Origin of the sequence: Streptomyces sp. NPDC056486, assembly GCF_042795295.1 — a bacterium.
GTDB lineage: Bacteria > Actinomycetota > Actinomycetes > Streptomycetales > Streptomycetaceae > Streptomyces.
The window spans coordinates 21949-36427 of sequence record NZ_JBHTSF010000054.1 but is presented as its reverse complement, the minus strand read 5'-3'; the positions used below and the strand labels follow the sequence as shown (position 1 = coordinate 36427).

Annotated in this window: 14 protein-coding genes and 1 pseudogene; 9 read left to right on the top strand and 6 right to left on the bottom strand. The window is 70.1% G+C overall.

What is annotated here, in order from left to right; translation table 11 throughout:
* The first annotated feature begins 151 nt into the window (after positions 1 to 151).
* Positions 152 to 2212 (top strand): restriction endonuclease, encoded by a 2061-nt coding sequence (locus ACFQ7F_RS22145; RefSeq protein ID WP_383272932.1) that lies wholly within the window; start codon positions 152 to 154, stop codon positions 2210 to 2212.
* 43 nt (positions 2213 to 2255) lie between these two features.
* Here ACFQ7F_RS22145 and ACFQ7F_RS22140 read toward each other — a convergent pair whose 3' ends face one another.
* Both ACFQ7F_RS22140 and ACFQ7F_RS22135 read right to left on the bottom strand, forming a co-directional pair.
* On the bottom strand, positions 2256 to 2915 hold the full coding sequence (locus ACFQ7F_RS22140; protein ID WP_383272930.1) for a hypothetical protein: 660 nt from the start codon (positions 2913 to 2915) through the stop codon (positions 2256 to 2258).
* Positions 2912 to 3052, bottom strand: a complete 141-nt coding sequence (locus ACFQ7F_RS22135; RefSeq protein WP_383272928.1) for a hypothetical protein — start codon at positions 3050 to 3052, stop codon at positions 2912 to 2914. The genes ACFQ7F_RS22140 and ACFQ7F_RS22135 overlap by 4 nt, the downstream gene beginning before the upstream one ends.
* Before the next feature lie 242 nt (positions 3053 to 3294).
* Between ACFQ7F_RS22135 and ACFQ7F_RS22130 the strand changes: the two genes are divergently transcribed.
* Entirely contained in the window at positions 3295 to 5166 is a 1872-nt protein-coding gene (locus tag ACFQ7F_RS22130) for an FUSC family protein (protein ID WP_383272970.1), read from the top strand.
* 57 nt (positions 5167 to 5223) lie between these two features.
* Here ACFQ7F_RS22130 and ACFQ7F_RS22125 read toward each other — a convergent pair whose 3' ends face one another.
* Complete coding sequence (locus tag ACFQ7F_RS22125; protein ID WP_383272926.1) at positions 5224 to 5718, bottom strand: DUF3574 domain-containing protein; 495 nt, start codon at positions 5716 to 5718, stop codon at positions 5224 to 5226.
* Between the two features lie 377 nt (positions 5719 to 6095).
* Here ACFQ7F_RS22125 and ACFQ7F_RS22120 point away from each other — a divergent pair, with 377 nt between their 5' ends.
* Complete coding sequence (locus tag ACFQ7F_RS22120; protein ID WP_383272924.1) at positions 6096 to 7127, top strand: phosphatidylinositol-specific phospholipase C domain-containing protein; 1032 nt, start codon at positions 6096 to 6098, stop codon at positions 7125 to 7127.
* A gap of 3 nt (positions 7128 to 7130) precedes the next feature.
* Here ACFQ7F_RS22120 and ACFQ7F_RS22115 read toward each other — a convergent pair whose 3' ends face one another.
* Positions 7131 to 7628: a winged helix-turn-helix transcriptional regulator gene (locus tag ACFQ7F_RS22115; protein WP_383272922.1), complete on the bottom strand. Its 498-nt coding sequence runs from the start codon at positions 7626 to 7628 to the stop codon at positions 7131 to 7133.
* 113 nt (positions 7629 to 7741) lie between these two features.
* Between ACFQ7F_RS22115 and ACFQ7F_RS22110 the strand changes: the two genes are divergently transcribed.
* A complete protein-coding gene (locus ACFQ7F_RS22110; RefSeq protein WP_383272920.1) occupies positions 7742 to 8185 on the top strand; it encodes a nuclear transport factor 2 family protein in 444 nt (147 codons plus the stop codon).
* 11 nt (positions 8186 to 8196) lie between these two features.
* On the opposite strand, the gene ACFQ7F_RS22105 is transcribed toward ACFQ7F_RS22110, so the two are convergent.
* Positions 8197 to 9153, bottom strand: coding sequence for an endonuclease/exonuclease/phosphatase family protein (locus ACFQ7F_RS22105; protein ID WP_383272918.1), 957 nt, complete (start codon positions 9151 to 9153; stop codon positions 8197 to 8199).
* A gap of 105 nt (positions 9154 to 9258) precedes the next feature.
* Here ACFQ7F_RS22105 and ACFQ7F_RS22100 point away from each other — a divergent pair, with 105 nt between their 5' ends.
* The 3 genes from ACFQ7F_RS22100 (at position 9259) to ACFQ7F_RS22090 (ending at position 11822) form a co-directional block, all read left to right on the top strand.
* Positions 9259 to 10620, top strand: coding sequence for an amidohydrolase (locus ACFQ7F_RS22100; RefSeq protein ID WP_383272916.1), 1362 nt, complete (start codon positions 9259 to 9261; stop codon positions 10618 to 10620).
* A 188-nt stretch (positions 10621 to 10808) separates the two neighbouring features.
* Positions 10809 to 11498, top strand: a complete 690-nt coding sequence (locus tag ACFQ7F_RS22095; protein ID WP_383272914.1) for a DUF899 domain-containing protein — start codon at positions 10809 to 10811, stop codon at positions 11496 to 11498.
* A 117-nt stretch (positions 11499 to 11615) separates the two neighbouring features.
* Entirely contained in the window at positions 11616 to 11822 is a 207-nt protein-coding gene (locus ACFQ7F_RS22090; RefSeq protein ID WP_383272912.1) for a hypothetical protein, read from the top strand.
* 50 nt (positions 11823 to 11872) lie between these two features.
* Here the strand turns inward: ACFQ7F_RS22090 and ACFQ7F_RS22085 are convergent, their stop codons facing one another.
* Positions 11873 to 13774 carry an ABC transporter ATP-binding protein gene (locus ACFQ7F_RS22085; RefSeq protein WP_383272968.1) on the bottom strand — a complete coding sequence of 634 codons (1902 nt, stop codon included), beginning with the start codon at positions 13772 to 13774 and terminating at the stop codon, positions 11873 to 11875.
* Positions 13775 to 13969: 195 nt separating this feature from the next.
* Between ACFQ7F_RS22085 and ACFQ7F_RS22080 the strand changes: the two are divergent.
* Both ACFQ7F_RS22080 and ACFQ7F_RS22075 read left to right on the top strand, forming a co-directional pair.
* Positions 13970 to 14317, top strand: a pseudogene (locus ACFQ7F_RS22080) (thiamine pyrophosphate-dependent enzyme); the annotation flags it as partial.
* Between the two features lie 4 nt (positions 14318 to 14321).
* Positions 14322 to 14471 carry a thiamine pyrophosphate-dependent enzyme gene (locus tag ACFQ7F_RS22075; RefSeq protein ID WP_383272966.1) on the top strand — a complete coding sequence of 50 codons (150 nt, stop codon included), beginning with the start codon at positions 14322 to 14324 and terminating at the stop codon, positions 14469 to 14471.
* Positions 14472 to 14479: the final 8 nt, after the last annotated feature.

Here is a 14479-nt window from a genome sequence, read left to right as displayed (position 1 = left end):
GTTGACCTGCAGCGTTGAATCGCCTACCCGCCTTTGACGAATGCATATGCGTGACGGCAGTTGCTGGCTAGAGTCGTCTTGTCACAGTTGGTTGTGGGGACAACCGAAAGTGTCTTTCGGCTGCCAATGTCCTGGGGAGGGCCAGCAGCAAATGAGTCGTCGTTCTACCGGCTTTGTCGGCGTGTGGGCTGAGGTGCAACGGCAGCAGCAGCGCCAGTCGGAAGCCGAAGCCAGACAGCGGAGACAAGCTGCCCAGCAAGCGCGGGCCTACCAGCGGCGAGCCGCACAGAGCCACCGCGAGTACAGGCAGGCTGAGGCGTTGCGTCGCACGGAGGAGCTGGACGCGGAGATAGCGACGCTGCAAAGCCTTCTCGCCGCAGGTTGCGAGGCTCCGGCTTTCAGGGCGTCCTCACTCATGCGAGCTGAGGATGTTCAGCCTTTCGCTCCGGGCCCGTTGGCGCAGCCCGTGCCCATGCCGGATGCCGACCAGTACCAGACTCAGGGTGGTTGGACCGCGAGTCGCCGAGCTCATGCACAGGCCGAGACGCGGGCGCGTTTCGAGCGGGACCTGCAGGCTGCACAGGCAGCGGAAGCTCACCGCCAACAGCAACTGGCCGCGTATCAGCGTGCGTACCAGCAGTGGGTGGACGCCCAGCTGGCCGAGGTACGTGAGCACAACAGCGGCGTCCGTGCGTTATCCGAAGGCGTGAGGCGCCGGGACCCCGATTCCGCGGTCGAGTACTTCTCAGCTGCTCTCTACGCCTCGACGGCGTGGCCTGAAGACTTCCCGCGACAGATGGCAGCAGCGTACGACCCCGCTGCCCGACAGCTGGTGCTCGACTGGGAGCTGCCCGCGTACGACATCGTCCCTGCGGTCAAGTCCGTTCGGTACATGGTCGGGACCGACCAGGACAAGGAGATCGCCCGCCCCGAAAGCCAGCGCCGGGGCCTGTACAAGGAGGCTCTCGCACAGTGCATGTTGCTTGTCCTGCACGAGCTCTTCGCCGCTGACGAACAGGGGGCGCTGGAGTCAGTGGCCCTGAACGGGTTCGTCGACGGACATGACCCCACGACGGGCCGGCCGGGGCACATCTTCCTCGGTACGGTCATGGCCTCACGCTCCACGTTCCGTGACCTGCACTTGGCGCAGGTGGATGCAGGAAGTTGCCTGGCCGGCGCGCTGAGAGGGCAGCTATCGGCCAGGCCGGACCAACTCGCACCGGTACGGCCGAGCCGCAGGCCACAAGACGTCGGAAACCGCGTCGTCGCGCACGGAGGCGACGAGGAACCGGACCTGTACGACATGGATCCGGTGGAATTCGAGAACCTCGTCGCCGATCTCTTCCGTGCCATGGGGATGCAGGCGGTGACGACCCAGCGGTCGAGCGACGGCGGCGTGGACGTGGACGCACTGGATCCGGCGCCCATCCGAGGCGGCAAGATCGTCGTGCAGGTGAAGCGCTACCGCAACACGGTGCCGCCCACCGCCGTGCGTGACTTGTACGGGACCGCGCAGGGCGCCGGCGCCAACAAAGGTGTCCTGGTGACGACGTCAGGGTTCGGCCCCGGCTCGCACGCCTTCGCCAACGGCAAGCCGCTGGAGCTCATCTCGGGCACTGAACTCGTCGACCTGCTGCACCGTCACGGACTGCGTGGGCGGTTGGGCGAGGGTGGTCGTCAAGCCTCACCGCAGCCGACCCCGCCGGACCCGAACACCCGGCTCCCCGACGACTACAACGTCCTGGGAATGTCGTGGACCGGAAACGTCGCCTTGGACGTGTGCGCGCTCGTCTGCCATGGCAACCGTGTCCTCAGTGACGATCACTTCGTCTTCTTCAACAATCCACAGACTCCCGACGGCTCCGTGCGCGCCCTTCCCGCGGCGGCCCCCGACAAGGCAGCGATCTGTGTCGCCTTCGACGCGCTGCCCGCGGAGGCTGATCGGTTCGTGCTGGTGGCAGCCATCGATCCGGAGATCAACCCGGACGCGGATCTCTCCGGATTCACAGATGCCCGCATCCGGCTGCTCGATCCGGAGATGTCGGAGCTGGGACGGCTCGAGGTCTCTGACGGCCGCCCGCTCGAAACCGCCTTGGTGCTCGGGTCCTTCCGCCGCAGGGCCAGCGGGGACTGGGAGTTCGTCCTCGGCGGCAAGGGCTACGGGGGTGGTCTGGAGGAACTCGTTCAGGACTACGGCATCGACGTGGAGTAGATCAGCACAGCGACTGCACGCGGCACAGCTTCATGAGCTGCGGTCAGCCCTCGGCGCTGCTGGAGTGGCTCGGGCCCGTCCGGCGTGTCCACAGTGAAATGTCGCTGCTCGTCGCGACGGCGATGGTCATCCCGGAGGGCGAGAAACCGAACGCTCGGAGTTCGGAGTAGTTGGAGTGAAAAATGTGCCACCACCCCTCTCCGTGTGGACCGGAGTGGGGCAGGCCACCATCGCCGGAGAGCAGGACGCGGTCATTCGGCCAGGCCGGGGTGACGACCTCCAGAGTCCAGCCGTCCCTGGTGGTGGTGTGGAACCCTCCGCCGAAAAGCCCCGCGATGCGCACGCGGACACCACTGATCGGCCCCAGTCCGGGGCAGGACAGATCGGCGACCCCGTCGGGGGTGCTGTCCTCCAGATCGGGGTCGCGGTCCCTGGCGATCTTCTCCCCGGTGACGGTGTCGAAGAGGCCGTGACCGTCGCGCGAGACGACCATCACCAGATCGCGGCCGTCCTCGGGATGCGAGGCGAAGCCGATTCCGAGGAGCCCGCCGACGGGCGCGAAGGCAACGCGAAGCCAGGGGTCGGGTGCAGTCACCACGGGAGGCGCGAGCAGCCGTGCCCGCAATGTCTGTTGGTACGCGGAGAGCTCCGGCTCAAGATCTGTCCGCTCGACTTCAGCTGCTCTGCTCGTCCGCTTCGTCACAGCTCCATGATCCACCCTGTGGCGGGTACGCCCGACGGGGGTAGCGCGGCACGCGGCACGGTGGTCCCGGTGTAGCCGGTGGCGAGGCGGCGAGCGCACCAGGCGCGCCATTTCGGGGCGAGGGTGGGTGTAGACATCGGCGGAGTCCTTGGGGCGCAGGACGAGGTTCGTCCTGCGGGCCAGCTCGAGGGGCAGGCCTGCGAGGGGGGGGCGCGGTGTTTCGCGAAATCGTCACATCACGGAAATACTCTCGTCCCTCCCTCTCCACGAGCACCGTTTACGGTTGACCGTAAGCCCAGGCCGATGTCGTCCGGCGGTATACGTACCCGATCCGCATACGTACCCGATCCGATGACGACAGGAGCACGTGAATCCGGTGATCCCGCGCGCAGCAGCTTCCCTTCCGCCGTGGCTCGGCCATGCCCTGCGTACACAGCGTGGGCCTGTGCCGTGGCACGCCGTGGTGCGGGGTGCGCTGGCCGCCGGGCCGTTGCTCTGTGCGGGTGTGGTCGCCGGGCGGGTCACCGTCGGGGTGGTTGCCGCGCTCGGGGCCATGCTGGCCGGGACCAACGACCGGCCGGGGAGCCGGCGAGCCGCCGTACGGCGGCTCGGGGCGCCCGCGCTGGCGGGAGCGGGAGGGATGGCCCTCGGGGCCTACATCGCCGATCGAGTCGGCGGATCGTATCTGCTGCCCTTGCTGTTCGCGGTGCTCGGGCTGCTCGCCGGTGCCTTCAGCGCTGTCGGGCCCGTCGCTTCGGCCGGCGGCACGCAACTGCTCGTCGCCGCCGCCATCGGGGCCGGGATGCCGTTGCCCGAGCCCGGGTGGCAGCGGGCGCTGTTCTTTCTCGCCGGGGCCGGGTGGCTGATCCTGCTGAGGCTCCTGCTGCCGTCGCCCACGCCCGGCAACGGGTGGGCCGGTGTCGGCGGAGGTGCTGGTGGCGGTCTTCCCTACCGCCTGGACGGGGAGCGTGCCGCCGTCTCCGCCGTCTACGAAGCCGTCGCCTCGCTCCTCGACTCCGCAGGCACCCCCGCCTCGACCGCCCGCCGAGCCGCCCTCACCGCCGCGCTCGACCAGGCGCAGGACGCCCTCTCCGGGCCGCGCCTTCGACGGCGTGCGAGTTCGGCGGCCGAACGGCGGCTGCACGCGCAGTACCGCGCCGCACTGCCGCTCGGCGAGGCGGCGACCGCGCTCGCCTGGACCGATGAGCCGCTCCCCGAACGCGCCGCAGAGGGGCCGCGCCGTCTCGCCGCGGCCATCCGCGACGGCGTTCCCTGCGGGCCGCTGCCCGCGCCCGCCCGCTCCGGCGCCGGGCTCCGCGCCCTCGACGACGCGCTGCTTCACGCCGCCGAGGCCTTCGACAGCGGCACCGCCAGGCCCCCGCACGGCCGCAGTCGCGGCCCCGTCGAAGTACTGCGCACAGCGATCGGCCCCGGCGGGCGCGAGTACGGCGTGCGGGTCGCGCTCTGCTTCGGGGCGAGCGCCGCGGTCGCGCAGACCCTGCACCACCCGCACTGGTACTGGCTGCCCGCCACCGCCGTCTTCCTGGTCAAGCCCGACCTCGGGCCGCTCGCGTCACGCGTCCTGTGCCGCGCCTTCGGCACCGTCCTCGGCGCCGTCCTCTTCGCGGGGCTCGCCGCCCTGCTGCCGCGGCCCGCCGGGCTCGTCGCCGTCGTCGCCGTGTGCGGTGCGCTGATCCCGGTCGCCACCCGGCACTTCGCCGCCCAGACCGCCGTCGTCACCGTCCTCGTCCTCGCCCTCGTCATGGTGGGCGGCGAGCCGCAGGCCTCCTGGGGGCGGATCGGCGAGACGCTGCTCGCCTGCGGGATCGTCCTGCTCGTCGGGCATCTGCCGTGGCCGGTGCAGCGCGGCGGCCGCGTACAGGACCGCCTTTCGGCCGCCCGCGAGTCCGCGCACGCGTATCTGCGCCACGTCCTGAGCGGGGCGGGGGACGGCGGTCCCACAGGTTCCGCGGTCCCGGCGGACGCGGAGCACCGCGCCGCCCGCTGGGCCCTGCGGCGCGAGGCCTACCGGACGCTGGCCGAGGCCCGGGCCGCGATCGACCTGGCGGCCGCCGAACTCCCCACCCTGGCGCGGCACTCCGCGGGCTCGGAGCAGGTGGCGGTCACCCTCGAACGCCTCGTCGACACCACGACCGCCTGCGCGGTGCACGTCGACGACACCGGGCGCCTGCCACGGCGGCACGCGGAGCGCATCGACGCGCTGCTCGCGGAGCTCACCACCGTGGCATGACCATCCCAGGCCCTATCCCTATCCCTATCCCTATCGTCGGCCCCGGCCCCGTGCGTCTCAGAAGTCCACGCGCAGCCTGTCGTCGAGGCGGGCCACCGAATCCTGCGCGTACTCCTTCACGTAGTCCTTGCGGATCTCCTCGATCAGGGCGTCGCTCCTGTGCGCCTGTGACGTCGGATACAGCAGGATCAGCTCGTACGAACGCTCACGCTCGATCTTGCCGTTCGAGTCCCGCCACTGGCCGCGGCCGTCCTGCACCGTGAGCCCGTCGGGGAACGACGGCGTCACCTCGACGTCGATGAACTTCATGAACTGCTTGTCCGTCACATCGGGTCCGCCATCGGGGCGTTCGGTCCCGAAGAGGAGGCGGGTCTCCGTGTAGGCGTCGCCTCGCGAAACCTGGGTCGTGGTGGTCGTGCCGGACGTGCCGGACGTGCGCGTGTCCGTGTCGAACGAGGCGTACGCGGCCGGGGCGCCGACGGCGAGGACCGCGGCGGCGGCCGCGGTCGCGGCGAGACGGGTGCGGGAGACGCGGGAGAGGGTGAGGGGCATGAGGGCTGATCCCTTTCAGCGAGGGGGGCAGATCAGTTGCTCTACGGGTTCTACGGGCGTGCGGAACACAGGCGTGCGGAACACAGGCGTGCGGATCACAAGCTGCCGATCACAGGTGTGCGGATCACGAGCGTGTGGATCTCTGAGTACGTTGATCCATAACCGGCGCAGACGGTAGCGGACTCGCCGCTGTCCCCGCCCTCCACCTCGTGGCCACACGGCTGGATATCTCTCCTCTCCCGTAAATCGCCGTCTTCCCATACGACACTCAACTCCCATACGTTTCATCAGAATTGACCGGAGCGGTGGAGGGGATGGCTGGGATGAGGGCACGTACGAGGGTGGGTTCGAGGGCACGTACAGGGACAGGCCTTGCCATGGCCGTCGCGGCGGCGGGCGCTCTGGCGCTCGGAACCGCCGGGTCCGCGAGCAGCGCCGCCCCCGCCGCCGACGATCCGGCACCGCAGTCGCCGTACGCCTCCACCACCGGTGTCGGCGTCCACAATGCCTACGAGAAGTCGAAGTTCCCGTACTTCGCCGACGCGCTCGACTCGGGCGCCGGGATGCTCGAACTCGACGTGTGGACCAACGTGTTCGGCAGCGGCTGGCGGGTCTCGCACAGCAACCCGGTCGGGAACGACAGCAACTGCGAGAACGCCACGAGTCCGGCCGAATTGCGCACCAAATCGCGTAATCAGAGCTTCGCGGGCTGCCTCTCGGACATGAAGAGCTGGCACGACGCCCACCCCGGCCACCGGCCCATCCTTCTGAAGGTCGAGCTGAAGGACGGCTTCCAGGGGAAGAACGGACGCGGGCCCGCCGACCTCGACGCCCTCCTGACCAGCAAGCTCGGCGACGCCGTCTACCGCCCCGGACAGCTCACCGGAGGGCACGCCACCCTCGACGATGCCGTACGGAGCGACGGCTGGCCCCAGCGCAGCGCCCTCGCCGGGAAGTTCATCGTCGAGCTCATACCCGGCACCGTCGAGCAGAGCAATCCGGTCGACACCCTGTGGACCGACCGCGAGTACGCCACGCATCTGCGCGACCTTGCGGCGGCCGGGCGACTCGGCGAGGCCGCAGCCTTCCCCGCCGTGCTCGGCGCCGAGGCGGGCGACCCGCGCGGGCGGTACACGGACGCGGCGATCCGGCCCTGGTTCGTGCTGTTCGACGGCGACGCGTCCAAGTACGCGGGCGGCACCATCGACACCAAGTGGTACGCCGACCGGCGCTATCTGGTCGTCATGTCCGACGCCCACAACGTCGCCCCGGCCATCGACTCCGTGAACCCGACCGAGACCCAGGCCCGGGACCGCGTCGCCCTGCTCGCGCGCGGCAACGCCACCATCGTGTCGTCGGACTGGTATCCGCTGCCCGGCGTGCTCTCGACGGTGGTCCCGCGCGGCTGAGACTCAGCCCTTGGGCAGCACCGTGTGCACCAGCGCCGTCCCCGGCGCTGTCCGCCCGCCGGGGCCCGGCGTGTGCGTCACCGTCCCCGGAGTCAGCTCCCCGCCGCAGTGCGCGCACGTCACGCGGGGCTCCGCCGGGTGGCCGCAGGTGTCGTGGACGGGCAGCAGGGGCGGACCGCCGCCGTCGGAGCGGTGGCGGTCGCCCCAGGTCATGAGGGTCAGGACGGTGCCGTAGAGCTCCTGGCCCGCAGGCGTCAGTACGTATTCGTGGCGCACCGGGCGGTCCTGGTACGCCCGGCGTTCCACGACGCCCTCGGTGGTCAGGTGGTCGAGGCGGTCCGCCAGGATGTTCGTCGCGATGCCCAGGTCGGCACGGAGATCCTCGTAGCGGTTCAGGCCCAGGAACAGGTCGCGCAGGATCAGCACCGTCCACTGGTCGGCCGTCACGGCCGCCGCGCGCGCCACCGAGCAGTGCATGCGGGCAAAGCGTTCGCCTTTCATGGCGTCCACGGTACTCGCTTGTGATTTGCAAGTTACCGGCTTACGGTTACCGGATACGGTCCCTTGTGAAATGCAAGCCACCCGCGAGCCGCTCGGTCACCGGAGGTGCCCTGATGTACCACGCCATCGTCCGCCGCAAGGTCCGAGCTCTCTGGCGCATCGCGGGCGACGGCAGCGGCAACTACCGCCCCGCCGTCGCCATGGCCGCCCCCGATCTGCGATTCCGCTTCATCGGCGACGGCGTCCTCGGCGCCGAGCTGCGCGGCCCCGAAGCCTTCGCCGACTGGTTCGAGCGGGCCAACCAGACCATCCCCGGCATGCGGCTCAGCCTCACCGACGTGGTCGTCAAGGGCTGGCCATGGAACACCACCGTCGTCGTCCGGCTGCGCATCGAGGCGACCCTCGCGGACGGCAGCCCGTACGAGAACGAGGGCATCCAGTGGGCCAGGATCCGCTGGGGGCGGATGGTGGAGGACACCGTCCTCGAAGACACGCTGCGGCTCGAACAGGCCTGGCAGCGCCAGAACTCGGCGACAGCCGCGAAGAGCAGGGGCTAGGGCCTAGGGTCCTAGCGCTCGATCCGGATCCACACCGGCGCGTGGTCCGAGCCCCTCGCGTCCCTGCGCACCGCCGGATCCTCGTCCTCGACCGACGGCAGCGCGGTCGCCGTCGAGCCCGGCACGCCCGTGCCCGCCGCCGTGACCATGCTCAGGAGGCTGCGGCTCACCAGGACGTGGTCGATCAGCTCGCGACGCCCCGCATGGATACGGGAGTAACGCTGCTCGGCCGGGATGCGCGGCGCCACGTTCCACAGCCGCTGCGCGTCGCCCTTGTCCGGCTGGTCGAATCCGGGGGTGCCGATCTCGGAGCCGGGCGGGCCGAGCAGGATCTGGGTCGTCGCCGCCGACACCTCGTCGTTCAGATCGCCGAGCACCACGACGTCGTGCTCGCGGCCGTCGCCCTTCAGGAGGCGTCCCGCCATCGAACGCACCAGCGTGGCCTCGGCCGCACGCCGGTTCAGCGCGTACGCCCCGAAGCGGGCCCGCTCACCCTCGTCCCGCGGCGTGAACCGGCCGCCGCCGTACGAGAGCAGCTTCGACTTCAGATGACAGACGGCCGCGTCGAAGAAGAAGGCGCGCGTCGACACCGTCACCGCGAGCACCCCGCGCCCCGCCTGCGCCACCGGCTTGCCCGCGTCGCCGACCTGCACCGGGCGCAGCGGGGCGGGGAAGCGGTCCTCGTCGGCCACGACGGAGACCGGGAGCGAGCTGAGGAAACCGACACGGGTGCCGCGCTCGTCCGCGTGCTCCGAGAGCGTGGTGTGCCAGGTGCCCTCCAGCATCCCGGCCAGATCCGTCAGGGCCTCCGGGTCGCCGACCTCCTGCACGCCGAGCACGCTCGGGTTCAGCGCCTTGATCGTCGCCGTGAGCGAGGCCAGCTTCGCCTCGTACGCGGCCTTGTCCTTGGGCCCGAACTTGCCGCCGGGCCGGTAGAGGTTCTCCAGGTTCCACGTGCCGAGGAGCATGGCGGGCTCCAACTGTGTTCGAGTGGTCGGTGGTTGACGTCAGCCTGCTCGCGAAACCGGCGGTACGACAGGGCACGGGATGCGCACTCCCCGTACCGTGAAGAGATGACGCCGCCTCCCGCGCACGGCCCCGCCGACCTCGTCATCACGGGCTGCACGGCCCTCGTCCACGACGCACAGGGTCAGGTCGGATTCCTCGACGACGCGGCCATCGTCGTACGCGACGGCCGCATCGAAACCGTCACCACCACCCCCGCGGTCGCGGGCCTCCAGGCCACCGAGCACATCGACGCGCACGGCCAGGCCGCCCTGCCGGGTCTGATCAACTGCCATACGCACACACCGATGGTGGCCCTGCGCGGCATCGCCGAGGATCTGCCGGAGCACGAGTGGTTCAACGACTGGATCTGGCCCATCGAGTCCAATCTGACCGATCGGGTCGTCGGACTCGGCGCGCGGCTCGCCTGCGCCGAGATGATCCGGGGCGGTGTGACGACCTTCGCCGACCACTACTTCGCGATGGACACGGTCGCCGACGTAGTCACCCGGAGCGGTCTTCGGGCCAACCTCGGCGCGGCCTTCTTCTCCTCGCAGGGGCCAGAGGGCCGCGCCGCCTCCCTGGAGTTCGCGCTGCGGCAGCGCGGCGCCGCCGACGGCCGCATCACCACCTCGCTCGCCCCGCACGCCCCGTACACCGTCGACGAGGCGGACCTCGCCGCGACAGCCGAACTCGCCCGCGAGCACGGCCTCCTGGTCCATCTCCACGCAGCGGAGAACCGCGCCCAGACCGACAGCAGCCTCGACCGCCACGGCCGCACCCCCATCGAGATCCTGCACAGCACAGGACTGCTCGACGTCGACGTCCTCATCGCGCACGGCACCGGCATCCTCGACCGCGACCTGCCGGTGCTGAGCCAGGGCACGGGACGCATCGCCGTCGCGTCGGCGCCCCGCGGCTACCTCAAGTTCGGCTGGGACACCACGCCCGTGCGCGCCCTGCGCGAGATCGGCATCCCCGTCGGCCTGGCCACCGACGGCGCCGCGTCGAACAACACCCTGGACGTGTGGGAGTCCATGACGCTCACCGCGCTCGTGCAGAAGTCCACGCAGCGCGACCCGGCGTGGCTCACCGCGCGCCAGGCACTCGACCACGCCACGCTGCAGAGCGCACGGGCCGTCGGCCTGGGGGACGACATCGGCAGCATCGCGCCGGGCCGCCGCGCCGACATCGTCCTCGTCGACCTGGAAGGACCGCACACCCGACCCGTGCACGACCTCGCGGCCACGCTCGTGCACAGCGCCCGCTCGTCGGACGTCACCACGACGATCGTCGACGGGCGGGTCCTGATGCGCGACCGGCGACTGCTGACGCTCGATGTGCCGGAAATCGTCGCGGAGTTGGAGGCCGAGCTGCCCGCGCTGATCGACCGCGGCCACGGGAAACGCATCCAGGAGTATGAGGTCTGAGGGCTGCGGTCTGAGGGCTGAGGGTGGCGCGGGCGCGCGGACTGCTCGCGCTTCCGGGGGCGCTCCGGATTCTTCCGGATTCTTTTGAAGATTCTCCGCCGCGACCGATGAGTTCCGACGAGCCCGCAGGTCACCCCTCTCAGAAGTACGGATCCGAGGGGCGGGTCCGCAGGAGGGACTGACGGATCATGGGACTTCCCGACATCGTCACGCGCGAGGAGTGGCTCGCCGCGCGCAAGGAACTGCTCGCCAAGGAGAAGGCGGCGACGAAAGCGCGTGACGCGCTCAACGCCGAGCGGCGCCGGCTTCCGATGGTCGAGATCGAGAAGGAGTACCTGTTCGACGGGTCCGACGGCAAGGCGACGCTGTTCGACCTCTTCGACGGAGGATCCCAACTGATCGTCTACCACTTCATGTTCGCCCCGGAGTGGGACGCGGGATGCCGCAGCTGCTCGGCCTTCATCGACCAGATCGGGCACCTCGCCCATCTGCGGGCCCGCGGCACGAGCTTCATCGCCGTCTCCCGTGCCCCGTTCACCAAGATCCTGCCCTTCAAGGCACGGATGGGCTGGACGGTGCCGTGGTACTCCTCGAACTACAGCGACTTCAACCACGACTTCGACGCCACCGTCGACAAGGGCGAAGGATCCTACGAACAGCCCGGCCTCAGCTGCTTCCTGCGTGACGGGGACCGCGTCTTCCACACGTACTCGACGTACGACCGCGGCCTCGACTGGACGGCCTCGTACTCCAGCCTTCTCGATCTCACCGCCCTTGGCCGTCAGGAGGACTGGGAGGAGCCGAAGGGCCGGTCGACGGGGCTCGGGGCTCCGGCGGGCAGTGCCCGGCTGCGGTATCACGACGAGTACGAGATGTGAGGAACTGGCACAACTCGGTGTCAGGTCCGTCACGTTGCGAGTCCTTTAGCCCCCTCGGCGCGTTCTACTTCGAAAGAGTCCTATGAGGACTGCCAACGGGGGAGCAGAAGGACAATGATGAACAGTCGAGTGGTACTGGAACGCTTTCCGGCCGGTGGGTCGCGAGGTTCGTGGCCCGCGGAGGAGTTCGCGCGGGCCCGCCGTATGGAGGGGCAGCAGGCGGAGGTCGTGATGGACCTCGCATCCGACGCCTTCCTGGTGATCGTGCGCGAGCCCGTCGCGACCGCGGTGCCCGATCTGGCCGAGATAGCCGCCGCCGCGTAGGCCCGAGCACGCCCCTCAGCGCTCAGGCCTCAGGCCTCAGGTTTCAGGCCTCAGCGCTCGGCGTGTCCGTTCGGTGAGGGGACCTTCGCCGTGAACTGGTCGGCCTGCAGGGCGTACAGCTCCGCATAGACACCACCCGTCCGCAGGAGCTCGTCCGGTGTACCCGACTCCACCAGACGGCCTCCTTCCAGGACATGGACCAGGTCGGCGTGGCGCACCGACGCCAGGCGGTGGGTGATGAGGATGACGGTCTGGCCCGTTCCGGCGAGGGCCCTGATCTTCTCGAAGACCTCGAGCTCGGCGCGGGCGTCGAGCGCCGCCGTCGGCTCGTCCACGATGAGGATGCTGCCGCGCCGGTACGCGGCACGCGCGATGCCGAGCCGCTGCCACTGACCGCCCGAAAGCTCGTGCCCGCCGGTGAACGCGCGGGCCAGCAACGTGTCGAGCCCGCGCGGCAGATCGGCCACGACGTCCCCGGCACCGGCCTCCCCGACGGAGTCGCCGATCCGGTCGTCCGTGAGCGGCACCGATGACCGGCCGATCGCGATGTTCACGCGCGCCGTGAACGGCCAGCGCTTGAAGTCCTGCGCCACCATCGCGATACGTTCCGCCAGCTGATGCCGGTCCGCGGTCGCCGCGTCGACGTCGTCCCACAGGATCCGGCCGTCCTTCGGCGCGTACAGGCCCGCGAGCAGCTTGACCAGCGTGGTCTTGCCGGAGCCGTTCTCGCCCACGAGGGCGACGATCTTTCCGGTGGGCAGGGTGAGGGAGATGTCGCTCAGCGCGTCCCTGCCCGAGGTCCCCGGATAGCGGAAGGTGACGTTCTCGAACCGTATCTCCCGTGGATTCGCCGGGAGTTCGGCGCCGCCGACCGGGATCGCGCGCTGCGCGGCCTCCACGAAGAGCCGCTCCAGGTCGCCGACGAACAGGGCGTCCTCGTGCAAGGAGTTGATCTCCACGACGAGTGTGTCGAGATTGGACGCGCCGGTGCGGATCGCGATGACGGCGGTGCCCGCCACGGACAGCGCCATCGCCCCGGCGAGCATAAGGCCGCCGAGCGTCGCGTACGTCGCCACGGTGGCGAGGCCCGTCCAGGCCGCCGCGATCAGGCCCGTCCGTGCGGCGAGCCGCGCCAGGCGCGCCTGCTCATCCTCCGCGGCCTCCGCCATGGACCGGAAGTGCCGCAGCAGGAAGGGGCCCACGCCGTGCACCCGGATCTCCGGGGCCGCCCGCGCCTCCGTGAGCAGGCTGCCGATGAGGCGCCCCGCGCGCGCGTGCTGCACCCACGCGTGGAAGGAGACGTAGCGGCGCCGGGCGATCGTCAGGGCGCTCCACGCGCTCGGCAGGGTCATCGTCACCAGGAGCGGAAGCAGCAGCGGGTGCAGGACGGTCAGTACGCTCGCCGCCGCGATCAGCGAGATCATCGCGTTCACCACGCGCGTGGCGATGCCGATCATGCGTCGGGCCGACGCCGCTCCGTACTGCGCGGTGTCGAGCAGCTTGTGGAACGCGTCGTCCTCGATGGCCGAGAGCTCCACCGACGCGGCCCTCTCCAAGTACTGCTCGGTGGCGACGCGTTCGACCTTCGGTTCCAGGCGGCCCGTCGCGTACGTCGACGCGGCGCGCAGCAGTGCGGCCACCAGCAGTACGCATGCCACCGTCACCAGGGCGGGCGCGGCGCCGCGCAGCCGGTCGGCCACCGGGGCGTCGGTCATCAGACGCCCGAGGACGCTGTTGACCGCGAGGAGGCTCACCGCCTGGGCGAGCCCGCGGCCCAGCTCGGAGCCGATGACGATGCGCGCGGCCCGCCGGTCGGCCTGTCGGGCGAGCCGGAAGCTGGCGGCGAGGAGCGCGGGAAGCCGCTTCAGCATGGACCGGAACCCCAGCTGGAGGAAGGCCTCCTCGTACTGGGCCCAGCCGGTGTCGTAGCGCAGGGGGCCGCCGAAGAGCAGTGACTCCGAATCCGAAGTTCCGCTCTGTGAGTGGGGGTTGCCCGTCTCGCTCGTCTTGTCGCTGTCGCTCTGCTTGTCGTTGTTGTTCTTCTTGTCGTTCGTCTGCTTCTCCTTCTGCGTTGTGCGTACGCCCGATGCGGGCTTGCAACCCCGGGCAACTGTTGCCGGTTGGCCCGGGCCGCAGTGCCATACCCCATGCACGCGACTCCGCACCCGCGCAGGCAAAGGAGTTCTTCCGTGAGTGACACAGTCCGGACACCTCGAGCCCCCTATGCGCACGGCCTTGACGGCCCCGCACTGCTCGACGCGTACCGCACGATGCGTACGATCCGTGACTTCGAGGAGCGCCTCCACGAGGAGTTCGCGACCGGCGACATCCCCGGCTTCGTCCACTTGTACGCAGGTGAGGAGGCGTCAGCCACCGGAGTGTGCGCTCATCTCGATGACGACCGCGACGTCATCGCCTCGACGCACCGGGGCCACGGCCACTGCATCGCCAAGCACGTCGACGTGAAGTCGATGATGGCCGAGATATACGGGCGAGGCGATCGAGCGGGCGCGTTCGGGCGGCGGCCCCACCCTCATCGAAGTCAAACTCACCCGCTACTACGGGCACTTCGAGGGCGACCAGCAGAAGTACCGGGACGCCGCGCGGGTCGCCGCCGCCGTCAAGTCAGTCGTCGATGGGAAGCCGTGAGGTGGCTG